This is a genomic window from Streptomyces sp. NPDC015139 (assembly GCF_043079785.1).
In the GTDB taxonomy this organism is placed as follows: domain Bacteria; phylum Actinomycetota; class Actinomycetes; order Streptomycetales; family Streptomycetaceae; genus Streptomyces; species Streptomyces albidocamelliae.
Genome location: NZ_JBIBUW010000027.1, coordinates 47,551 through 69,391, shown reverse-complemented (window position 1 = coordinate 69,391; position 21,841 = coordinate 47,551). Strand labels below are relative to the sequence as shown.

Annotated in this window: 22 protein-coding genes and 1 pseudogene; 14 read left to right on the top strand and 9 right to left on the bottom strand. The window is 69.7% G+C overall.

Translation table 11 applies throughout. The features are described 5' to 3' along the window. Positions 1-905: 905 nt before the first annotated feature. The 4 genes from ACF08B_RS38545 to ACF08B_RS38530 all read left to right on the top strand — a co-directional run bounded on the left by ACF08B_RS38545 (position 906) and on the right by ACF08B_RS38530 (position 3,161). The gene (locus ACF08B_RS38545) at positions 906-1,253 is read left to right on the top strand and encodes a hypothetical protein (RefSeq protein ID WP_392321701.1); all 348 of its coding nucleotides are present in this window, start codon (positions 906-908) and stop codon (positions 1,251-1,253) included. Positions 1,254-1,337: 84 nt separating this feature from the next. Further along, a complete protein-coding gene (locus ACF08B_RS38540) occupies positions 1,338-1,829 on the top strand; it encodes a hypothetical protein (protein ID WP_392321700.1) in 492 nt (163 codons plus the stop codon). After that, positions 1,790-2,155, top strand: a complete 366-nt coding sequence (locus ACF08B_RS38535) for a hypothetical protein (protein WP_392321699.1) — start codon at positions 1,790-1,792, stop codon at positions 2,153-2,155. The genes ACF08B_RS38540 and ACF08B_RS38535 overlap by 40 nt, the downstream gene beginning before the upstream one ends. 181 nt (positions 2,156-2,336) lie before the next feature. After that, a complete protein-coding gene (locus ACF08B_RS38530) occupies positions 2,337-3,161 on the top strand; it encodes a DUF932 domain-containing protein (RefSeq protein ID WP_392321698.1) in 825 nt (274 codons plus the stop codon). 104 nt (positions 3,162-3,265) lie between these two features. Here ACF08B_RS38530 and ACF08B_RS38525 read toward each other — a convergent pair whose 3' ends face one another. Further along, entirely contained in the window at positions 3,266-4,642 is a 1,377-nt protein-coding gene (locus ACF08B_RS38525) for an IS1380 family transposase (protein ID WP_392321697.1), read from the bottom strand. Positions 4,643-4,772: 130 nt separating this feature from the next. Between ACF08B_RS38525 and ACF08B_RS38520 the strand changes: the two are divergent. The 4 genes and pseudogenes from ACF08B_RS38520 to ACF08B_RS38505 all read left to right on the top strand — a co-directional run. Then, positions 4,773-5,006, top strand: a pseudogene (locus ACF08B_RS38520) (DUF932 domain-containing protein); the annotation flags it as partial. 273 nt (positions 5,007-5,279) lie between these two features. Further along, entirely contained in the window at positions 5,280-5,972 is a 693-nt protein-coding gene (locus ACF08B_RS38515; RefSeq protein WP_392321696.1) for a hypothetical protein, read from the top strand. Between the two features lie 66 nt (positions 5,973-6,038). Next, positions 6,039-6,431 (top strand): hypothetical protein, encoded by a 393-nt coding sequence (locus ACF08B_RS38510; protein WP_392321695.1) that lies wholly within the window; start codon positions 6,039-6,041, stop codon positions 6,429-6,431. Positions 6,432-6,515: 84 nt separating this feature from the next. After that, positions 6,516-7,625, top strand: coding sequence for a hypothetical protein (locus ACF08B_RS38505; protein ID WP_392321694.1), 1,110 nt, complete (start codon positions 6,516-6,518; stop codon positions 7,623-7,625). Between the two features lie 269 nt (positions 7,626-7,894). On the opposite strand, the gene ACF08B_RS38500 is transcribed toward ACF08B_RS38505, so the two are convergent. The 5 genes from ACF08B_RS38500 to ACF08B_RS38480 are packed head-to-tail and all read right to left on the bottom strand — an operon-like array spanning position 7,895 to position 12,422. Next, the gene (locus tag ACF08B_RS38500; protein ID WP_392321693.1) at positions 7,895-8,419 is read right to left on the bottom strand and encodes an AAA family ATPase; all 525 of its coding nucleotides are present in this window, start codon (positions 8,417-8,419) and stop codon (positions 7,895-7,897) included. 48 nt (positions 8,420-8,467) lie between these two features. Continuing rightward, the gene (locus ACF08B_RS38495; protein ID WP_392321692.1) at positions 8,468-9,334 is read right to left on the bottom strand and encodes a hypothetical protein; all 867 of its coding nucleotides are present in this window, start codon (positions 9,332-9,334) and stop codon (positions 8,468-8,470) included. Further along, positions 9,335-10,564: a glycosyltransferase gene (locus tag ACF08B_RS38490; RefSeq protein ID WP_392321691.1), complete on the bottom strand. Its 1,230-nt coding sequence runs from the start codon at positions 10,562-10,564 to the stop codon at positions 9,335-9,337. Further along, positions 10,561-11,265 carry a hypothetical protein gene (locus ACF08B_RS38485; protein ID WP_392321690.1) on the bottom strand — a complete coding sequence of 235 codons (705 nt, stop codon included), beginning with the start codon at positions 11,263-11,265 and terminating at the stop codon, positions 10,561-10,563. Before ACF08B_RS38485 ends, ACF08B_RS38490 begins: the two co-directional genes overlap by 4 nt. Then, positions 11,262-12,422: a glycosyltransferase family 1 protein gene (locus ACF08B_RS38480; protein ID WP_392321689.1), complete on the bottom strand. Its 1,161-nt coding sequence runs from the start codon at positions 12,420-12,422 to the stop codon at positions 11,262-11,264. The genes ACF08B_RS38485 and ACF08B_RS38480 overlap by 4 nt, the downstream gene beginning before the upstream one ends. A 146-nt stretch (positions 12,423-12,568) precedes the next feature. Here ACF08B_RS38480 and ACF08B_RS38475 point away from each other — a divergent pair, with 146 nt between their 5' ends. Together ACF08B_RS38475 and ACF08B_RS38470 are read left to right on the top strand one after the other, a co-directional pair. Beyond that, positions 12,569-13,543 (top strand): multiprotein-bridging factor 1 family protein, encoded by a 975-nt coding sequence (locus tag ACF08B_RS38475; protein ID WP_392321688.1) that lies wholly within the window; start codon positions 12,569-12,571, stop codon positions 13,541-13,543. Continuing rightward, positions 13,540-14,103: a peptide deformylase gene (locus ACF08B_RS38470; RefSeq protein ID WP_392321687.1), complete on the top strand. Its 564-nt coding sequence runs from the start codon at positions 13,540-13,542 to the stop codon at positions 14,101-14,103. Before ACF08B_RS38475 ends, ACF08B_RS38470 begins: the two co-directional genes overlap by 4 nt. 404 nt (positions 14,104-14,507) lie before the next feature. Here ACF08B_RS38470 and ACF08B_RS38465 read toward each other — a convergent pair. Then, a protein-coding gene (locus ACF08B_RS38465; RefSeq protein ID WP_392321703.1) for an IS5 family transposase occupies positions 14,508-15,297 on the bottom strand; the annotation gives its coding sequence in 2 pieces (ribosomal slippage) (positions 14,508-14,948 and positions 14,950-15,297; 789 coding nt in all). Positions 15,298-15,411: 114 nt separating this feature from the next. Here ACF08B_RS38465 and ACF08B_RS38460 point away from each other — a divergent pair. The 4 genes from ACF08B_RS38460 to ACF08B_RS38445 all read left to right on the top strand — a co-directional run bounded on the left by ACF08B_RS38460 (position 15,412) and on the right by ACF08B_RS38445 (position 18,236). Next, positions 15,412-16,326 carry a transposase family protein gene (locus tag ACF08B_RS38460; RefSeq protein ID WP_392321702.1) on the top strand — a complete coding sequence of 305 codons (915 nt, stop codon included), beginning with the start codon at positions 15,412-15,414 and terminating at the stop codon, positions 16,324-16,326. A 116-nt stretch (positions 16,327-16,442) separates the two neighbouring features. Next, the gene (locus tag ACF08B_RS38455) at positions 16,443-16,688 is read left to right on the top strand and encodes a hypothetical protein (protein ID WP_392321686.1); all 246 of its coding nucleotides are present in this window, start codon (positions 16,443-16,445) and stop codon (positions 16,686-16,688) included. Between the two features lie 173 nt (positions 16,689-16,861). Continuing rightward, positions 16,862-17,221 (top strand): hypothetical protein, encoded by a 360-nt coding sequence (locus tag ACF08B_RS38450; RefSeq protein ID WP_392321685.1) that lies wholly within the window; start codon positions 16,862-16,864, stop codon positions 17,219-17,221. 109 nt (positions 17,222-17,330) lie between these two features. After that, the gene (locus tag ACF08B_RS38445) at positions 17,331-18,236 is read left to right on the top strand and encodes a helix-turn-helix transcriptional regulator (RefSeq protein ID WP_392321684.1); all 906 of its coding nucleotides are present in this window, start codon (positions 17,331-17,333) and stop codon (positions 18,234-18,236) included. 484 nt (positions 18,237-18,720) lie between these two features. Here the strand turns inward: ACF08B_RS38445 and ACF08B_RS38440 are convergent, their stop codons facing one another. Both ACF08B_RS38440 and ACF08B_RS38435 read right to left on the bottom strand, forming a co-directional pair. Continuing rightward, the gene (locus tag ACF08B_RS38440; protein WP_392321683.1) at positions 18,721-20,175 is read right to left on the bottom strand and encodes a hypothetical protein; all 1,455 of its coding nucleotides are present in this window, start codon (positions 20,173-20,175) and stop codon (positions 18,721-18,723) included. Then, positions 20,172-21,614, bottom strand: a complete 1,443-nt coding sequence (locus ACF08B_RS38435; RefSeq protein WP_392321682.1) for a hypothetical protein — start codon at positions 21,612-21,614, stop codon at positions 20,172-20,174. Before ACF08B_RS38435 ends, ACF08B_RS38440 begins: the two co-directional genes overlap by 4 nt. Positions 21,615-21,841: the final 227 nt, after the last annotated feature.

The following is a 21,841-nucleotide window of genomic DNA, read 5'->3' as shown; positions in this document are numbered from 1 at the left end:
TCGCCCCAACTGCCCCTTGAACAGCACCAACACACCTACACGTCAGTGACATTCAAGACCGAACATCCCAGTGACATCCCGACCGAACCTCACAACACTGGAACCATACCCCACCCCCACTGCACCCCAAATGCAGCATGTACCCATGTCAAAACCAGACCACTCCCTGTGCTTCAAAGTGACTTAGGGATGGAAACTGGAACCATGCCTATGCCACTGCACCCACCGAGGTGAGGTGGTTGAGAGTCTGCACCTGAATGTCACTGAACCGATACTCCGGCCACAGAACCGAACCCCTGAATTCAGAACGCCGGAATACAACGAACTGAGGCACCGGAGCCGAACGGCTCCCAGGGCCGGACGGCGAAACCCACCACCCACACCAGACATGCAATGTTGAGTTTGTCAGATAGGAATTGACGCTGTTTCAATTCAAATCTGATCTGCCTACACTCATCTCAATTTCTCGCGAAAGATGCAAGTGTCTCCCGCTCTTGGGCAAGCCAAGGCCAGGGGACGGGCCCAACGCAGGAGCCCGCTGCGCCGGTTCGGGCGCGCCCAGCGTCCGAGCGCGGAGGCCCCGCCGACGCGCAACCTGAAACCCCCGGCCCCGATCCCCGAGGCCGCCGCGCCGCCCTAGCCCGCCCCCACCTTTCTTCTCATTCGGGCAGGGAGAGCGGCAGCAGAGGGGATGTCAGCTTCCCCAACCACGCGTAAGAGGCCCCCTGACCTGGTGTGTTGGCAAGGTCGGCCGCTGGTCGAGGGCAGGGGATGACGCAAGAGATAGCGCAGGAGTTTGCGCGCGAGGTGGTGCAACAGATCAAGAATACTGTATTATGGAACATGTCGGAAGGGTGGCCCCCTAACCGGCACCGCCGAACGTTCGTCAACAGAAAGGCGTAAGCGTGGAAATCGTCATCAGCGGAGGCAAGGTGGCTCCCAGCACGGGCGAGATCACGACCCCTCAGGCCGCAAAGGCCCGCCGGATCGCCAATTTCCTCCCGCGCCCGGAACTCCTCCGTGACGCTGTCATCGAGCACAACCAGGACGACAACACCACGTCAATTCGGTTCGAGACCACGGCCGGTCCCATCCGAATTCTTCTGCCGGTCGCTCAGGGGTTTGAGTTCCACATCATCCACGACAGCGAAACCGGGCCCCGCATTCTCGGAACGTTCCGAGGAGCATCCCTTTCGGTGCGAGCCATCGCATTCCGCATCAGTGAATTTCTGCGGACGCGCGGACTGAAGTAGGAGGCAATTCCGGGGGGCCCGGTTTGCCGGGCCCCCCGGACAGCCCCAGCACCTACACCAACCGGAGGGAAAGTCGCTGTGAGCATGACGAGCATTGAGCCCGCCCACCGCGCCGTTCCGGCGACCGAGGGTGAGCGAGAGCAGATGGAGGCCGCTTTCCGGGCGGCACTGGAACAGCTCCCCGAGAACACCGGTTTCCCGCACGACGTGCGCGAGTTGGCCCGGCCACTGTTCGAGGTGGGATGGATCTCTGGCGTACGGGCCGGGCACACCGGGCCCGCGCTGGCCGACGTGCCGTTGCCGCCCCACACGTTCGGTACGGCCCTGTCCAACCTGTCCGCCGCCCTACACGCGGACAGCGGCCCCAGCATCGGGCAGTTGGTCAGCTACCACGGGTCGCAGGAGTGCTGCCACGGCCGCTACTGGGTGACGCGCATTGAGCGCGAGCTGGACCGCCGAGGACGAGAGTCCGTGCTCTACCGCCTCAGCGAGTACAGGAACGGCGCATTCGTCACCGCACTGACCGGAGTCCACACGTGGAGCGTCACGGCACTGCCGCAGCACTGGCAGCGGTAAGCCCACACGGAAGGGAACTGATCATAAGTCAGAAGATCGCCCAGCAGCTCAAGACCCACCCCCGCGCCCATGTGGTCAAGGAAGAGGGCCGCGACCGGACCGGAACCATGCGCTACCGCGCACAGGTCAAGTACCTCGCAGTGGGTGACACGCTCGCAGGCTTCGGCAAGGTTCTGGAATGGTCGGAAACAGACGCGGTCGACGGGTGGCGGATGTTCCGGATGGTCACCGAGCGCCCGCAGTACTACCCCGTCGAGACCAACAAGTTCCACGTGCCGGAGTACCTCTACTACGGCGTCACCGCCCTTGCCGAGCAGGAAGAGTGACCTGACCCGGCACAAGCCGCCGCAGTCGTAACCGCAGGTCAGCAGACCGCCCCGGGGGTGGGGCGCACCAGGGATTTAATCGGTTGCCCCGCCCTCGGAGTTAGGTATTATGGAACCAGTTCGGAAGGGTTGGCCCCCTACCGGACACGCCGAAAGTTCGTCACCAGAAGGGAAGCCGCAAGTGGCTCACGAGATCGAGCAGTTCACCGACGGCACCGCCGCTTTCGCCTCCGCCAACACGAGCGCCTGGCACAAGCTCGGCACCGTCACCAACGGCGCGATGACCGCCGAAGACGCCATGCGAATCGCGTCTCTGTCCGGCTGGAACGTGCGACTCCTCCCCCTCACCGCGACCGAGATCACTGCCGACGGAACCACGCCGCTGGAGGTACCGCAGCACTTCGCGACCGCGCGCACGCACCCCAAGACCGGCCGCACGCAGACGCTCGGAGTGGTCGGCAGCGACTACCACCCCGTGCAGAACGAGGAACACGCCGAGTTCCTCAACCTTCTGGCCGACGAGTCCGGCGCGCACTTCGAGACCGCCGGATCGCTCAAGGACGGCCGTCAGGTGTTCCTGACCATGAAGATGCCGCAGGGTCTCACGATCGGCGGGAACGACGACGTTGATCTGTACATCGCAGCGTTCAACAGCCACGACGGAGGCTCAGCCTTCCGCATCGTGGTGACACCGGTCCGGGTGGTGTGCGCGAACACGATGCGCGCGGCCATCCACGGGGCCCGGTCCTCGTTCGTCGTGCGGCACACCGCCGGAGCCAAGGCCCGTATCGCGCAGGCCCGTTCCGCCCTCGGCCTGACGTTCCGGTACGCCGAGGAGTTCGAGCAGGCCGCACAGCGCATGATCGAAGCCGAGATGACGCTCAGCGAGCTGAAGTCGGTGGTGGACGAGATGTGGCCGGTCAAGGACAGCGACCACGCCCGCGCTAACCTCGATCTTTCTCGACGGTCCGCCGACGGAGTCGGCGGACCGTTTCGCTTTCTGTGAGGGGTCGCAGGCAGGCCAAGGGCCCGAGTGTCGCTCCGGTTGGGCGCCGGGTTCCACTGCCCGGGCTGTGATGCTGATGCTCGCAGGGACGGGGAAGCTGCTGGTCAGCCTGGGTTGGGGAGGAGGGCGAGCCGGGCCAGCGCTGCGGTGATCTCGTCGGTCCAGGGCCAGTGGCGGGCCAGGCGGAGGATCCGCCGACGGCCCGTGGTGACGAGTTGGGCGGCCGCGGTGAACAGGCGGAACCGCAGGCGGCGGGGCTCCCAGAGCCGGGCCTTGCCGGTCAGGGCGAGCATGGGCATCCAGGCCAGCAGGTCGAGAGCGATCTGGACGATCTCCAGCCAGACCTTGTTCTGGGCCGTGTCGTGGAGGGGAAGGTTGCGCAGGCCGGTGGCCCGGGCGGCCCGGATACGGTCTTCCGCGCGGGCCCGCAGCCGGTGACGAAGCTCGAGTTCGGCGATCGGCCGGCCGGCGGTGTTGGTCGCGAAGCAGGTGAGCCGCATGCCGTCGGCATCCGTGAACCTCAACTGGGCCCCAGGATGCGGTCGTTCCCTGCGGACGATCAGCCGCATGCCCGGCGGCCAGCCGTCCAGGACGCCGCCGGCCAGTTCGGCGACCCAGGCCCCGTCCCTCACCTCGCCGCTGGTCTCGATGGCCGGTGTCCAGGCCGGTTCGGGGATCTTCAGCACGTGCTGGTGGATCGCCTCGGTGATCGTCATTCCGACGGAATAGGACAGCCACCGGCCCCGCCGGGTGAGCCATGACACGAACCCGTGGGTGCCGCCGGCTGAGTCCGTGCGGATCAGGGTTTGCCGTCCGCGCCGGTATTTCCTGGGTAGTTGAGCCAGGGCGAGGCGGGTTGCGGTGATGTGGTCGGCGGCCGTGTTGGATCCCGCGTTCCCGGGCCGCAGCAGGGCTGCCACCGGTTCGCCGGTGCCGCCCGGGCCGTGGTCCACGAAGCCCATCAGCGGATGATGGCCGTAGGTCTTTTTCCAGGTCGCCGTCGCGTCCTGTTTGTCGGAGTGGGCGAGGACCAGGACGCCGTCCAGATCGACCGTCACCTCACCGCACTGGTCGGGGGCGTTGTCGCCGGCCAACGACCAGATGCGGGAGCGGACTTCGGCCCGGGCCCGGTGGATGACCTGCAGTGCCTTCTCACCGGAGGCGGCGAGGGTGTCGATCAGGCGGGAGACGGTCGGGTCGGAGGCGACCGGGCCGAAGACGTCCGGCTCGGACCGCAGCGTGGCGATGTCGGCGAGGCAGTCCCCGCCGAGGGCGACCGCCAGCGCGAGGTCCAGGAAGATCTTGCCGGGATCGTGGATGGCCCGCGACTTCCGCCAGGGCGCGAGCGCGGCGGATATCGCCTGGTCAAGCCCACTCTTGCGGACTGTTTCGACGAGCAGAACCGAACCGGCCTGCGAGACGACGTGGCGGCCGTCGCCCCGGACACGTACACGCGGGTACGACCCGATACTCTTCTTCACCTGAGGAGTGCAGCTTTCCTAATGACGAACAGGACCCTAGACAAGTCCCATCGTCCCAGGTCAGAGGCACTCCTCGCTTATTTGATCAGCCATCGGACAGCCCACCTCGTGAAAGCGCGAGGCTAAGACCAACCAGCGCCAGCGGTGGGGGGCGATCTCGAACCTGTTCGAGCACGCCGACACCCAGGCCGGTATCCGGGGCACGCGGTGGGCCGGATACAACGCGCTCACCGAGTACGCCAACCACGTCGCCCCGACCCGGGGCAAGACCGACGCCGAGAAGGCGAACGCCCGCGCCGAGCGGGTCATCAGCGGTGCGGCGACCGACCTGATGGAGAAGGCATTCGCCCTCACCACGGTCTGACCCCCTGACCGCCGGGTGGGCACCCCAACTCCCCCACGGGGGTGCCCACCCGGCCCCACCGGCCAGCAGTGGCCGCACCCGCCCCCGAGCGCGGAGCGCTCAACCCCGCATCAGGAGCGCGGAGCGCTGCCCGCCGGCCCTGCCGCGTAGCGGCAGCGCGTCGCGTCTGCGGAGCAGACCGCGCGCCAAGAACACGTCCGCCCCTCCCCGCGCCCAGGCCGCGCCGGCGGACGTCCAGCAGCTCGACACCCACCGCCCCACGGAAGGCCATCCATGCCCATCTGGAAGTGGACGATCAAAGGCATCGTCGACGACTACGACACGTGCGGTTGCTGCGGCCGCCGCGGACTCAAGCGCACCGTCGCGCTCATGCCGCTGGACGCCGACGGGAACGAGGACGGCACCGCCGAAGACGTCGTGTACTACGGCACGTCGTGCGCCGCTACCGCGCTGAGCTGGACGCAGGGCAAGGTGACCGACACGGCGCGCGCCGCCCAGGCCGAGCGGGACCAGCGCGACGCCTACGCCCGCCGGATCATCAGCATCTACGCCCCGGTGGAGTTCGCCCCCGTCCGCGACAAGGCCCGCGTCTTCTACGGCCGCAACCAGCACCAGCGGGACACGGGCGTGAAGGCGACCGAGGAAGCGGCGAAGCTGCTGGCCGAGGCCCGCGCTCAGCTGGCCGACACCACGACCGGCCCGGCCCGCCCCTCGCGTATCGAGGACTTCCGCCGCTACCTCGTGATCTTCACCAGCGACGACCGGATCTTCCTCGTGCGGCGCGTGCCGGAGGAGGAGGCCGAGCGCCAGGAGCAGTCCGCCGCCGCCCAGCGCCGCGCGGACCAGATCCGGGGCAGCGTCCGGGTCGTGGCCGCGCTGGACGCCGAGTCCGCGCGCGACGTCGCGTATGCCGACGAACTGACCCGCGAGTGGAACACGAAGGCCTGGCAGACCGCCCATGCCTGAGACCGCCCCCGCGCCCAGTTTGTTCATCGGTAGCAGCGTCACCTACCACACGGCAGCATCACCGAGATGTACGACCGCCCCCTGTACCTCCTGCCGTGCACGTGGTTCGGACACTGCGACGCCTGCTGGGAGCAGGACGACGAGTTCGGCGAGCAGCACCCGGAAGAGCGGGACCACTTCATGGCGGTCGACCTCACCACCGACCGCCGTTTGCACCACGCCCGCCGAGCGCACCTGACCCCCATCCCGCACGAGTGGCCCGAGGACGCCGTTCCGTTCAACATCAACGGCTACTGGTACGCCGCCGCGTACACCACGGCAGGCGGAAGCGGCCGGGCCCGGACGGTGCACTTCTACACCGCCGAGGACGTCATGGGGCGCACCTGGTGCCACTTCCGGGAGCCCGCGCCCGGCATCCGCCGCCTGGACGAGTTGGGCCGCCGCCGCCCCGTCATCTGACCAGTGCCCGCCCGCCGTGGCGTGCGGGCACCCCCGCCCGCTGCGCGCAGCCGGCCCCCAACCCGTCGCCCCGCTGGAGTCACCGTGCCGAACCCGCAGCCCGACCAGCCCGCCCGCGCCGACCGCCGCAGCCTGCCCTACCCCGGAGACGAAGCGATCACCGCCGCCCACGACCGCGCGCACCTCGCATTCGCCCAGCTCTTCACCGCCCTGGGGGCTGGACGGCACCGCCTGCACTACGCCGCAGTGGACATCGACGGCCGGTACCGCCTGGCCAGCGCCACCGTCACGGTCACGACCGCCCCCGCATGGCACCTGGACGCCGACCCGGACGAGTTCGCCACCATCGAGGCCGCCGTCACGGCCGCCCTGGAAGGCAGCTGCACGGTCCTGGCCACCCTGGTCGTGCAGACCGACCAGGAACCAGACCCGGTTGTCTGCGGGTGGCGCATCGAGCGCGAATGGCTGCACGGCATGAAGCCCGCCGCCGTGCAGGCCGCCGTACGGCCGTGCGGGGGCAGCTCAGCGCCCGTCGCCCGCGCATACCCCGCCCCGTTCCTCCCGGACCCGTCCGGCACCGTCCGCGCCGTTCCCTCCGAGGCGGACGCCACCGGAGCCGTGCTCTACCCCCTCACCGGCGCAGCCACGGGAACTGTCCACGTGACCGCGACCAGCAGCCCCGCCCGGTGGGACCGCTTCGACGCCGTCCGCGCCAGTCTCGGATCCGTCAGCGCGCGGGAGCTCCCCGCCGAGCCGCTGGTACGCATCCGCGGCCGCGCCCACCACGGCAACACGGTCCGGGTGCTCGCCCACTCCGCCGACGCGCCCTGGGGATGGCTGGAACGCGACCCGACCGACACCGACGACCGGCCCGCGCCCCCGCAGGCCAGCCAGACGCTGACCGCCATCCTGCGCGCGTGCGCCGGCCACTACGCCGCGCGCAGCGACTTCCCCAGCCTCCAGCACGCGGCCCGCCTCCACGACACCCCGCAGCTGCTGAGGTGGCTGGACGTGATGATCTCGCACGTCGAACGGGCGCAGGCCCGCTGGCTGGAGGAGGCCGAGGCCCACCGGGTCCAGGCCGCCCGCAGTCTGGCCGCCTGGTGGACGCTTTCTACCCGAAGAAGAACCGCGACGGCACCACCCGACCCGGCCCCTACCAGAACCTGGCCGAGGAGTTCGAACGCCGCCTGACGGCTCTGCAGGAGGCTGGGCAGACCGTCGACCCCAGGGCCGCGCAGATTGAACGGCTCAAGGCCCGGGTCGCCGAGCTCAAGGAACGGCTCGGGAAGCGGGACTAGGCCCTGGCCGAGCTCACCGCCTTCAAGACCCTCGCCATCTCCCGGCTCACGGCCCAGCACCAGGAGATCGAGCATCTGAGGGAACAGGCCGCTGCGGTCGGCAACGTCCGTCGCCTGCCCGCCGCCCGCAGCGGCACGGCCCCCTACGGGTCGTGCCTCGTCTTACCGCCCCCGGGCCTCGGTGAGCGCCGTCACGAGTACGTCCAAATCCCCGGTGTAGACGATGACGTCCTCGTCGTCGGCCGGGGGATCGAAGCGGGCGAAGAAGTCGTCCAGGGCCTCGGGGGAGACGGTCAGCGCGTTGGCGTCCTCGCGTGCGTTGCGCTCAGCCAAGCGCCGCAGTAGCTCGTCGCGGTCGGCGGGGAGGTAGACCACCACGGGCAGGCCGCCCGCTTCGCGGGCGGCCTGCCGCCAGGCGTCGCGCTCGGCACGGCGCCACAGGCCGTGGTCCAGGACGACGTTGTTCCCGGCCTCGACCTCTTTGATGAACCGGTCCCGGACTGCTTCGACCACGGGCCGTTCACGCTCGAAGTAGCTGTGCTCGGGGTAGTCCACGCCGTACCGGCCGTGGAGGCGGTGGACCTCCTCGTCCACGGACAGCCGGAGGTAGCCGCGGTCGGCCAGGGCCTGGGCGACGGTGGTCTTCCCGGAGCCGGTGAGGCCGGCCAGGAGTACGGCGAGGGGCACGTGGTCATCCTTCCGCGACATGGTGTCCGCGAGCGAGAGCGTCGTGGGTCAATCCTGGCCGCTGTGGGCGTGCGGACGCCAGGTGGTGAAGATGCTGCGGGCCTCGGAGGGCCAGCTGAAGGGCATCCGGTCCAGGCTCACCCGGCGGAAGGCGAACCGCGGATCGCTGGTGTTGATCACACCGCCGTGCTGGCCGACGTGGGCCAGCAGCCGTCCGGCCTCGTCGCGGACGGCCGGTGTGTGTTCCTGCCAAGTGCCGGAGGTGAAGTGCTGGACCCGTCGGCGGAGGTCGTCCAGGACGCCCGAGCGCCACTTGAAATGGTGAACCGCGCAGATGCGGTCCGCGTCCGGCCGGTGCCCCGAAGAGCGGTGGTTGCCGGAGGAGACGGTGACGTCGTGGCGGGCAAGGACGATCTTTCTCGGGTCGCCGTGCAGGAGCCGGTGAGTGAGGTGGCCTCCGAGGGGAAAGGCGAGATCGAGGCCGCCTTCGGGCCTCCAGCCGGTCATGCGTCCGCTGGCGGCGACGCGGTCGAGCATCAGACCGCCCACCACACGGCTTCCGGACTTCTCGGCCTGGGTGATCACTTCGTTCAGCGGGGCGGGGTACTGCTGGAACTCATCGGCATCGGCGAGCAGGTGCCAGCCGGGACCGGCCCGGTGCCGCAGGGCGTCTCTGAGCTGGGTGTTGGTGTGCTCGTGCCACGGACCGGTGCTGGTGCCGGTGGGGATGATGCCCAGCTCCCGGCAGGCGGCCTGGAGTTCGTGCCGCTGGGCGTTGGGGACGTGGTCGGGGAAGTGGAAGGCGATCAGGAACCGCTCGATGCCCAGCCACCGGTAGTGGCGGGCCCAGGCGGCCAGCAGAGACGGCTCGATGGGGCCGACGACAGCGATCAGCGCGGGAGGCGTGCTCAGCATTCAGGACTCCTTCGTGCGCAAGGGGGCGAAGGTGCGGGTGAGGAAGTCGGCCTGCTCGGCGGCCGACCGCATCCCGAGCAGGCCCGGGGCCTGGGAGCCGGGGGTCTCGGGTGGCTGGCGGATGACAGTGTGCAGGGCTTCTGCGAGGGCGTCCGGGTCGCCGGCGGGGAACGTCAGGGCCCAGGGCTGGCCGTGCAGGCGGGCGGTGAGCGCGGGGTCGTGGTCGGAGACGATCAGGGGGACGCCGAGGCGGGCGGCGTCCATGACGAGTCCGGATTCCTTGCCGGTCCCGGGGTGACGGGTGACGAGGGCGGCGTCGGCGGCGGCGTACACGAGCCGCACCACTGCGTCGCTAACGGGGCCGGGCACAGTGTGCACCCGCAGGCCGGGCAGGGACCGCCACCGCTGCAGGACGGCTTCGTCGAGCAGGGAGCCAGTGACCAGCAGGTGCAGGGGCTCCTTGAGCCGGGCCAGGGCGGCGTCGACGACGGTGATGTCCTTGTAGGGCCACCAGCCTCCCACCAGGCAGACCGCGGCCTCGGCGGCGGGGATGTCGAACGCGGCCCGGCCGCCGTCGCGCTCAGCGGCACTCAGGCGGCGGCCGTCATCGACCGCGAAGGCACCCACCACCGCGGGCAGGTCGGCAAACGCCGCGGCGAACTGATCGCCGACGGCCTGGGTCGGATACACGGCGATCACCCGTTGCTCGCCCATGCGGGCGAGCCGGCCCAGTAGCCGCACGACGGCATCCTCGGTCGTGACCGCCTCGTGGACGAACCGCAGGTGCGGCTGGCCGCCGAGGAAGGCAGCGGCCCCATGCAGGGCCTCGCTCGCGGTCATGATCACCACCACGTCGGCGCCGGACTCCAGCCGACGGGCGGTCCGCAGCGCGGACGCCTCAGCCAGGCAGCGGGCGATGAGGGTGACCTGGTGCGGCAGCCTCCGCACGCAGCGGGGCCAGAGGGGTGACCGGAACACACGCTGTCCGGCCGCGCAGAGCCCGGCCGCCAGCCGTGAGACGGCCAGCAGCACGGCAGCCGGAAGCCCGGCCGGTGCGGTCACCAGCCGGGCGCCCGCCTCGCGCAGGTCACGTGCCGCCTCGGGAGCGATTCCCTGCGGGGCGATGACGAGGCTGCCGGGCCTCGCCTGGGCGAGGGCCGTCAGCGTGCGCTGGTGGTGCCCGCCCAGGCGGTTCGCGTACGGCTCGATGAGGACGAGCGAGCCGGTCATCCGGAGACCGCCTGGTCCCCGTGGGCGGCGGTGAACCTCTCTCGCAGCCAGGTGGGGTCGTTGAGGTGGTCGAACTGCTTCGGGTCACGTGCTGCCTGGCGGGCGAAGGCGACGCCCTCCCGGGCCCCGGCGGCGGCGTAGGGGGCGAACTCGCCGCTGCGGCTGAATGTCCATGCCTCGACGCGCTGGTGGGCATCGTTGTCGGCCATGCCGTACTCGCTGCCGCGGGCGAGCATCGCGCACTCGCGAAAACCAGCTTTCCAGGCGTGGAAGGGGCTCTGGTTGAACCGCGTGATCCCTGCGGTGTGCTGGGCGAATTCGATCCGGCCGGGCAGGGCGGCGAGCACGTCCACGGCCTCGCCCATCTCCCGCAGAGCACCACGGCGGATCAGCTTCAGCCCTCCGTAACCGTAGGTCAGGCCGTTGACCGGGTTGACCGCCCGCCACACCCGCATAGAGACGCCCTCGTCCAGCGGCTCGACGGTGGCGGGGTCGAAGTCGGTGTCGACGGCGAAGTCTCCGTCGGCGAGGAAGAACTGCTCGCGCTCGACGACCTCGGCGCACAGCCGGTAGGCCCGGCGCATTCCGTGCACCCCGTGCAGGCGCTTGACCGTGCCGCCGAGCGTCCGCTGGAGCCGGGAGTGCAGGGAGTTTGCCATCGGCTCGTCGTAGGAGAGGAAGACGGCGTCGAAGCCGGTCACGAGAGCGCCTCCAGGTAGCGGGCGGCGATCAGAGCAGGGGTGAAGTCGGTGGTGGAGGTGTGGGCCCGCTTGGCGTGGACGGCGTGGAACTCGTCGTCCGTGACCAGGCGTTCGGCCAAGGCGACGGCTTCGGCCGGGGTGGTGAAGCACAGTTCAGGGTCGATGTGTTCGGCGAGCCAGCCCAGGCGAGGCGAAATGACCGGCAGGCCCATGCCCTGGCAGTCGATGACGCTCATGGACCAGGGGCAGCCGTGCCTGAACGGGGCGATGCCGAAGCGGGCGCCAGCCAGGAGGTTCTTGTAGCGGACGCGGTCGCCACGGTCGGAGACGACCTGCACGTGAGGCAGCGCAGCGAGCTTCTCGCGCATCTTCTCGGGGCTGTCGTCCAGGCCCTTGCGTTCCGCCCGGCGCTGCCCGAACAGGTCCATGACCCGCAGCCGCACGGCGCCGGAGGCGCTGAGGCCGCGGGCCAGGTCCACGAACTGATCGGTGCCGTAGTGCGCGTACAGCCGGTGGTTGTAGACACCGATCGCGCCGCCCGTGCCGGAGGTGGGCCGGATCGTGGCGGGGTCGCGGACCAGGCGCTCGTCACGCGGTGCGGGCACCACTCGCAGCCGGTCGCCCAGGTCCACCGTCATCCGGGTGGCGGCGGCCGACACCCAGGAGGCGGCCGTGGAGGAGTGGACCATCACCCGATCGCACGCGGCCAGGCCGGCGGCGAACGCCAGCAGCACCGGCCGCCCGAGCCCCGCGTCGTCCAGGGAGGGGTCGAGCAGCACCTGACCGCCGCAGGCAAACGAGAACGGCAGGTAGTGGCAGTACCCGGCCAGCAGCGCATCCGACCCGGCCTCCAGCAGAGCCGTACGGACGGCCGGGGCCTCCTCGATCTGGTTGGCCACCACCACATCCGGCTTCTGAACACCGATCAGGGCGACCAACTCGTCGATGTCCGCCGAAAAGCGGGCCCGGTACTTCGTCCCGGGCACCTTCGTCCGGTGGAAGCCGCAGCGGGCATCCCCGGCCGCAGCCGGGGCAGCAACGGTCACCTCGGCCCCGGCGTCGGTCAGGGCCGGGGCCAGTAGGTCCGCGAAGATCCATCCCGAATCCGCCGACAACCGGTCGGGGTTGGAGATGTTGAGCAGGTACAGCACGCGCATGATGCGTCGCCTTCCTCGTCCGCCCGGGGGTCGATCCGGGCCGCTGAGGGAAGGAAAACGGCGACGTACGCCGTGACGGGATGATGAACTTGGATCACTCACGGTTCATTCATGCTCACCACCAAGTGACGCGGAGCGGGGCTTCGATGGACGCGCACAGCGAGGAGATCACCGTCGAGCAGGCGGCCGAGGACTTCGCGGCCGAGGTGGCCCACTGGCGGGAAGTACGCGGTATGTCCAAGCGGGCGTTAGCCCAGGCCATGGGCTTCGACCCGTCGTACGTCAGCCACGTCGAGTCAGGCCGCCACAAGCCCACCGAGGAGTTCGCCCGGCTCGCCGACGAGCACCTGAACGCCGGGAAGGCGATCTGGCGGCGCTGGTGCGACTACGAACAGGCCCGCACGAGGTCCCGGCGCGGGCCCACGGCCCCACCGGCCCAGCGCAGGCACGAGCAGCCGTACGCCACCGGGTCCGCCCTCGTCGTCGAACACGACGCCGCCCGACTCCAGTACGACGGCCACTCCTACCGGCTCACCATGCGCCGGCTCCTGCGGAACACCGGCGACGAACCAGTGACCCGCTACCTGATCCGCATCTCCGTCGACCGCTACCCCGGCTATCCCGAGCGGTCCAATGCCCACTACCGAGCCCACCCGCTGACCTGGGACGAACTTGACCTCACCGCCACCTGCCGCGGCGAGACAATGCGCTGGCAGGCCAAGCACGACCGCGACGCCTTCAAGGAAGTCTGGCTGCTGTTCGACAACGAACACGGCCGCTTCCCGCTCTACCCCGGCGAGTCCGTGTGGATCGAGTACGCCTACACCGTCGGCGACGACAAATGGGGCAACTGGTTCCAGCGGGCCGTACGCCTGCCCACCGAACAACTCGAAGTCCAGCTTGCCTTCCCCACTGCCCTCGACCCCGTCGTGTGGGGCACCGAGACCTCCATGACCGCCGAAGCCTCACCCCTGCGGACCCCGCCCGTCCGCAGCGACGACGGTGAACTCCGGCAATTCACGTGGATCACGACCACGCCCGCGCTCCACGCTCGGTACCGTCTGGAGTGGAGGTTCCGGGCACGGCCCGAACACAATGCGGAACAAGGGGACTTCAGGTGATTGACGTGCGGCCCAGCCAGCAGATGCGAGACCTCGGAGTCGTCCAGCACGGCGCCGGCATCCTGGCCGAACCGGCCCGGGCCTTCACCCTGCCCGCCGAGCGCGACGAAGCCGAGCGCATCACCGACGAGCTGTTCGCCGCGATGGAACGGATCAGTCAGGTCCACCCCTTCGCCAAGGGCATGGGCATCGCGGCACCGCAGATTGGCATCGGCCGCACCGCAGCCGTCGTCCAGCCGCCCGGCGACGCACCCGCCGTCATCCTGCTCAATGCGAAGATCACCGACCGCTCCGACGCGGTGGACGAGCAGTACGAAGGCTGCCTGAGCTTCTTCGACGTCCGCGGCCTCGTCCCCCGGCCCCTGAAGATCACCGTCGAGACCACGTCCCTGACAGGTGAGACAGTCACCACCGTGTACGAACGCGGCCTCGCCCGCCTCATCCACCACGAGGTCGACCACCTCGACGGCCTGCTGTACACCGCCCGCATGAGGGCCGGAGTCGATCCGATTCCGGTGGAGGAGTACCGCCAGACCGGCCGGGCCTGGGCCTACGAGTAGGCCGCACCGGGCGGCGCTCCGCCCCCACCCCGCGAGGCGGATGCCGGATCACACCACACCATCGTGACGGGGTCACTCTGGCCGCTTGAGGGGATCGGGGCGTATCGGGCGGCAATCACGACGGCCTATTGCCGGCGGCCAGCCAGAGGACTTGGGAGGCGTAGCGGTGCATGTCGTTGGCGTACCGATCGCTTTCGTCCTCGTCCGCCGGTTTCGCCTCAGGGATCTGTTCATTGACCATTGCTACACCGAGGCTGGTCGGGAACCATTCAGGCAAGCGATGGATGAACGAGAGCTGCCTCCACGGTCGTACGGACGTGGCCGAAATCGCTGAAACCTGCTGTCCAGCCAAGTAGATGCAGGATTTTCGCTTGGTTATCGGCCCAGGTCGATAAGAGGTCATCTCATTTGGCGAGTCGGCGGTAGCAGATCAGGGTGCAGGCGATGCTGGTGAAGGCGAGGAAGTGCTTGGCTTTGCGCTCGTAGCGGCGGTGCAGTCGCCGGCATCCGGCAAGCCAGGACATCGTGCGTTCTACGGTCCAACGGTGCCGGCCCAGGCGGGTCGAGGACTCGATACCCTTGCGGGCAATGCGATGTGTGATGCCCCGCTCGCTTAACCATCGCCGCAGGTGGTCGTAGTCGTATCCCTTGTCGGCGTGGAGCTTTCCCGGCCTGCGTCGTCGACGTCCGCGCCGGGAGCGGACTGGCGGTATGCCCTTCACCAGCGGGATCAGCACCTGGCTGTCGTGCAGGTTGGCTCCCGAGACGCCGACGGAAAGGGGCAGACCGGTGATCAAGTGGATCTTTGAGCCGTACTTGCCCCGGTCGACAGGATTCGGCCTGTCAGGTCCCCTTTTTCAGGGCCCGCATGTTCACCGAGTCGATCGCACAGCGCGACCAGTCCAGCCCACCGCGGGCGCCGAGTTCGTCGAGGACCAGACGGTGCAGCTTGGCCCAGACCCTGGCCCTGGTCCACTCGGCGAAGCGCCGGTGAGCCGTCGCTCCTGAGGGCCCGAACGATGCGGACGGCAGCTGCTGCCACGTGCAGCCCGACGTGGCCACGAACACGATCGCAGCCAGCACCTCCCGGTCACCGTGCCGACGCCGGCCGCCTCCCTGAGGTCGGGAAGGCGCTTCCGGCACCACCCGCTGGAACAGCTCCCACAACTCATCCGGCACCAACCGCTCAACAATCCCCACGTCAGCAGGCTACCGAAGAATCCAAATGAGATGACCTCTAACGAGCTGGTGCGTGATAGCGGTTGAGGTGTTCTGCCAGGCAGGTGACATGATCCGGGTGTGGCGATCATGGTCAATCGTGCGGTGTTATCGCATCGGCTGTTCACGGGGATCTCTCGACAGCATCTTGCCTGCCTGGCCGAGGAGTTGGCGGTGCCGTGGCAGGCCGGACTCGAGGGTCGACGGCATGCTGTTCGAGGCGGGGTCCGCAAGCGGGCCGCGGGTGCCGGCGCCCGCCATCAGCTGGTGTTCGTCGACCGGCTGGTGGCCACACTGATTCATCTGCGGCACGACCTGCCGCACTCGGTGCTGGGGCTGCTGTTCGGTGTCGACCGTTCCACCGTTACTCGGGCGATCGCAGAGGTGCGCACGCTCCTGGCGGAGCGGGGGTGCGCGGTTCCCGACCGTCCCGGCCTGCGGCTTCGGACGCTGACGGATGTGTTCGCCTATGCCCAGGCCGAAGGCATCGAGCTGCGGCTGGACGCCACCGAGATCCAGGTCCGCCGGCCACCGGCCGGCCGCGGCGGCCGGCGAGCGTTCGTCTCGGGCAAGAAGAAGCAGAACACGATGAAGGCCACCGTCATCGCCGACGATCAAGGCCGCACGTTATGGACGGATGCCCTGCGACCTGGGCGTATGCACGACGCCACGGCCGCCCGCAACGAAGGCATCGCCGTCTGCTTCCAGCACTTCCCCGACGTCGAAGTCCTCCTGGACGACGGATACCTCGGCCTGAGCCGCGACCACCGCGGGCAAGCGATCACACCGCCGAGAAAGCCCCGGCCGGGAGCACTTCCCGGCAGAGTCGAACAGTGGGAACGCGACCGCCACGACCACTCCTGCGACCGCATCACCGTCGAACACGCCCTCGCTGATCACAAACGCTGGAAGCAACTGACCCGCTGGACCCACCGCCGCGACCGACTGTCCGACACCTACCGCGCCATCGCCGGCCTCGTCTCCGACCGCACCACTACTGCCTGAAATCGGGCCACGACCAGGTCAAACACACCTCACCCGCTATCACGCACCAACTCGTAAATCCTGCCTATCCTCAGCCAGCAGGATCTCACTCGCCTTATCGTGCGCAAACTGTCGGAGTGCCCGGCGCCGGCGACTGGGCTGGAACCTCCCGCTGCTCCTGCTCGCTGTGCGTCTTCGCCTCCCGCCACGACGTACTGCTCTCCATCGGTCGGCGGCCGCGGCTGGCCGACCTGTACGCCGAGGTCGAACAGGCCCGGGGCGACAGCTTCCGCGCGGACTGGCGCATCACCCACCTGATCCGGCACGCCAAGCAGTACGGCGCGCCCGACCCGGGCGTCGTCTGCCCGGACGACGGCCCGTAGTTCACCGCCCTCAAGAAGCAGGTACGGGCGGCGCTGAAGAAGAAGCCCCGCAAGGAACCCGAACTGGCCCGCCGCGCCGGCCGCGCATTATGCGACGGCTGCACCGTGCACAGCTGATGACCACCGCCCGCTGCGCTCCTCGGCGCAGCGGCCCCCTACAGTGGATGGAAGAGATGACCATGGAGCCGAACCCCACCACCCTGCTCCTCGAACTCGCCGCCCAGGCCCAGCATGCGAGCGACCCGGCCACGCTGCACGACTTGCTGTCCAGGGGCCACCGCGCCTGGTGCGAGGGCGTCGCCGACGTCCAGGCCGGCATGGACCGGGAGACCACGAGCCTGGCCGACGCCGAGCTCGCCGAGCGGTGCGCCGCTGCGTGCGTGCCGTGGGAGGAGGGAATGATGCGCAGCGAGGCGGTCGCCGCTCTCGCTTTCATGACGTGGGATGCCGCGCCGGCCGCGATGGCCTACACGGAGCTGGCGGAGCGTGCGGCGCACTTCGGGGTGTGCCTGCTGGGCGAGGAAGTGCTGTAGGCCGATTTGGCGTCAGGCTGGACAGCAAACCACCTCCTTTGGCATTATCGAACATGTCGCACTCGTTCGAGTGCCGGCACGCCGTGCTGATCTTTCCAAAGGGGCCCTGATGTCTTCCGCCGACCGGCTCGTGGACACCGCGCAGATCGTGTCCGAGTTCGGCACGAGCAAGCCCCGGATCAGCGACTGGAGCAACAACCCGGACAGTGGTTTCCCCGCGGTCGCGCACACGGAGGGCCGCAAGCGGTTCTGGCGCCACGCCGAGGTCGCGGCGTTCTTCGCGCAGCGTGCCCCGAAGAAGCGCGCGCTGCCGGCCGCGGTACTCGAGGCCGACCAGGACGAGCTGCTGACCAAGCGGGAGGTGGCCCAGCTTCTCGGCTACACCCGCACGTCGACCATCGACGGCTACTTCCGCGACCGGCCCGGCTACTTCCCGGAGCCCGACGAGCACGTCGACGGCCCCATGTGGCGCCGCGGCACGATCGTGGCCTGGGTCGCCAGCCGCCCCGGCAAGGGCCGGCGCAGCTCCGCTCCGGCGGCAGCGCGGCCTGAGGTGTCGGCGAACGGCGACCCCGACGAGCTGCTCGGTACAGCCGAGGTCGCCGCGCTGCTCGGCTACGGCAGCCCGGCTTCCTTCTCCAGCGCCCTCTACCAGGGGCGCATCCCCGAACTGCCCGAACCGGACGCCCAGGTCAAGGAGGCAGGCAGCCGCGGCCCGGGCCGCAAGAAGTGGCGGCGGGCGACCGTCGTCGCTGTCGCCCGCCAGCGCGGTGTCCTGCCGCCGGCCGACCAGGACGAGAACGAGGACCTGGTCGGCGCCGCCGAGGCAGCCGGCATCCTCGGATACAGCAACGCCGACAGCTTCATCAGCGCACTCGGGCACGGCCTCCTACCCGACCTCGAGCAGCCCGACGGATACGAGTACCGGCGCGGCAGCGGCGGCCGCCCCCGTCAGCAGCGCTGGAAACGCTCCCGCCTCGAGGATCTGGCATCCCGCCGCTCCTCACCCTCCTGACTACAGCGCACCGACCCGCGTCGCAGCCGGGATACCGTAAGACCGCGGCCTCTGGTTTAAGGGATCGACGAACTCCCGGCGGGCCAGACGCCGCACGATGGCCGGTTACGGAGAGGCCAGCCACCTCTCCCCCGCGAAGCCGCACGGCCTCGCGGAACCGGCCATCGTTACGGATCTCCTGCTACTTCTGCCTCAGCCGCTCGGGAAAGTACGTCCTGAGCGTGTTAAGAGACGCTCGTGCCCAGAGGACGCCGGCAACCGGCCCCCGGACCAGACCGATCGGCAAACCGATCACCCCACGATCAGGAAGCCCGTCGGCACTGTGCGCGTGTCCTTTCGGAGAGGGGGTCGGGTCGAGCGGAGTCTGTCAGGCCGCTCTGACATCGGCAGCAGAACCTGCCGTGACAGCGGTGGTTGCGGTGTCGGAGTCCGGCCAGCAGCCGGCGGAGCTCCGCCCAGACTTCGTACGCTTCGTAGCCGAACTTCAGCTGGCATCCCTGGAGGTGATCGGGGAAAGCAGGCCGTCACCGGGCCACAGGGGAGATCCTGCTTCCGCCCAGGCCAGGTGCCGGCCGACCTCGACGAGGACCTCGCTCCGGTCGGCGGGCCCGTATGCCCGATGCGCCCCGGACGTGGGGTCGACGGCGCGGACCTCGCTGTGCGGGCCGACGCACACCAGAGCCCGGGCGATTTCCGTCAGGCCCAGGTTGAGGGCGTCGCAGTCGTGGTCGCGAATGAGCTGCAGCAGGTCTTCGGTGGCTGCCTCCCAGTCGCCGACCTCCGGCCAGCGCGCGCCTCCGTCGAGTTCGTGGGTGAGCGTGGACAGAGGCACGATCTCGCCGAGCCGGCGGCCGCGGGTGAGGCGGTCGTGGATACGGGCGCCGTCGGGCTGCCGTACGCGGGGGTGCAGCAGGGAGGCTGCGGCCACGACGGTGGTGTTGATCTCCTGGGCGCCGACCGGGTAGTAGGGCTCGTGCGCGAACAGGAGGTAGACGTCCGTGGGGATAGCCGGGGCGGGTTCGGGCTGGGTCATTGGGAGGGTTCCCTTCTGTAGCGGTGGGTTCGGTGCGTGACGAGCTGCCGGATGGGTCGTCGGCCGGGGGCCAGGCGGGTACGGGCCCAGGGGCCGGCCGGGGTCGGAGGCCTGGTTCGCGTCGGCTGTCCCGTCCTCTGCGGTGCGCTCGAGGATCTGTGCGACCTGGTGGGCGAGTTGGAGCATCAGCCGTTCACGGGCGATGAGGCCGTCTGAGGCCGAGCGGCCGTCCCGGGTCTGGAGCAGGCCTGCGGCATCCCACAGCAAGCCCTGGCCGACCTCGGCCGAGCGGCGCAGTTCGTAGCGCTCGCTGCCGGCGGCGGCCTGGACGAGCGAGGTGTGCAGGGCGGCCAGGCGCTGCAGGTAGCGGCAGGCGACGTCGCCTTCGACCATGCGGACGTGTTCGCGGGCCCGGCTGTCCAGCCGGTTGGGCAGGCGTTCGGCGAGCAGCGGGGCGAGGAGCATCGCTGGCAGGGCGACGTCGACGGGGACTCCGTGGCTTATGGCGAACAGGCCGGCAACCAGACTGACGAGCGCGACGGCCGCGGCGGCGAGCCGCAGCGATCCGGGGACGGTGTCCATGGCGATGCGCTGGGCGGGGCGCCGGGTCAGCCAGCGCAGGGCCAGGCGCTGCGTACGCGTGGCGGATGGAGTGAGTACCGCGATCTGGTGGGGGATCTCGGGAGGGCTGCCGTCGCCGGGGACGGTCCAGGCGAGCCATCCCCACAAGGTGCGTTCGTGGACGAGTACGGGCTCACAGGCGGCCGAGCAGGTGTGGTCGCGGACGTGACCGGTGTGCAGGGCGCGGGAGCGTTCCTTCTCCCACCGCCCCGGATCACGGGTGAAGGGGCGCTCGTGGTGCGCAGCCGCAGTCGGTGGCGGCGGTGTGTGGAGCGTGTCCGTCACGGGGTGCTTCCTTCCAGGTGGTGGTCTGTCAGGGCGGAGGCGCACGTGGTGCAGCGGCCGTCGCCGTCGGGGTGGGCGCGGCGGGGTGTGGGGCCCGGGCAGGTACGGCAAAGCGACCAGCCAAAGCAGGCCGGGCAGAGGTCCTCGCCGGGGGCGGTTCCGGGAACGCCGCAGCCGGCGCATTCGGTAAGGGCCCGGTAGGTCAGGGCCTCGCTCACCGTGCGGGCGGCGGCGGAGCCGGTCATCGGCTGCGGCGGCTGGGCGTCCCACACGGGCTGGTCGTGGTGATCGGCCGCGGGGGTGGGCGGCGGGTAGGCCTGGGCGGCGCGCAGGCGGGCGGCGATGATCGCGCCGACCGTGGTCCGTACCGGATGGGGCAGGGGCCGGGCGGCGATGACGTGCCGCAGTTGCTCAGCGTTCCAGCCAGCCTCCAGCATCACGGTCACGACGCGGCCTTGATCGGTCAGCGCCTGCCCGGTCAGCAGCAGCTCGGGGCGGGCCGCCCCAAGGTCGAGCAGCAGCCGGATCCCCGGGTGCATCTCGTCCGCCGCGGGCGCGGCCGACGGGGACGTCGGTGTGTCCGGCCGGTCCGTCCGTCCCGGTGTGCGCGAGGCATCGCCGCGGCACGGACGGAGGGGTCTGGTGTTCTGCTTGTTGGTCTTCTTTCTGTTGGTGTTCTTAGTGGACCGATCAGCCAACGTAGGGTCATCCACTGGTGGAAAACCCGACTCTGGTTGTGACCTGCTGCTTTGCAAAGCGGGCAGGTCGGTGAGGAAATACGCCGCCGCACCGAGGGTGCCGTCTGGGCCTCGCTCGCGTACCCGCACCAGAAAGCCGTGCTTCTCCAGCTCCTTCAGCCCGCTCTTTACGGCTGAGTCACCGTCGCGGCCACGACGTGCGATGTCGGCAACCGTCATCCGCCAGCCGTCCCGATGCGTGGAGAGCAGTCCGAACAGGCCCTTGGCCTTGAAAGACAACTGGGGGTCTCGGAAGAGCCCGTTGGCGATCTGGGTGAACTGATCGGCCGCCATCACGCCCCGACGGATCCCCGCCGGCAGGCCGCCGACAGGCTCGGCCTCGGGGGCCGTGACCATCACGTCGGCTTCGATCAGCGCGACGTCCAAGGTGGCCGGTCGGTCGGTGATGCAGTAGACGATCTCGCCGAGGGTGCCGTCCGGGCGGCGCAGGCGTACACGGATCAGGTAGCCGTGGACCTCGAGCTCCTGCAGGCCGGTGCGTACCGCTTCGCGTCCGTCCGGGCCCAGGCGGACGAGGTCGGTGACCGTCACCTGCCAGCCGTTCCTGTGCGTACTGACGTACCCGAAGAGCCCCTTGGCTTTGAACGACAGCCCGGAGTCACGAAACAGCGCGTTGGCGATCTGGGTGAACTGATCGGCCGCCATCACGCCCCGGCGGATCCCCGCCCCGAAGCGGCTCACCGCCGTGTCCCCGACGCATGCCGCGGGCGGTGCCCACGGCGGCACACCGGGCTCGTCGCGGTGGGGCGGCCGGGGGTCCTGGGCGTGGAGGCGTGCGTGTGTTCCATGGCGTCAGCTCACCGGCCGACCCCGACCAGGCTGACGGCCACGAGCCCCGACCATCGGTCACGATCCGGCAACGGAGCGTCTAGCTGCCGTGGTCGGGCTCATGGTCGGGCCGACCACGC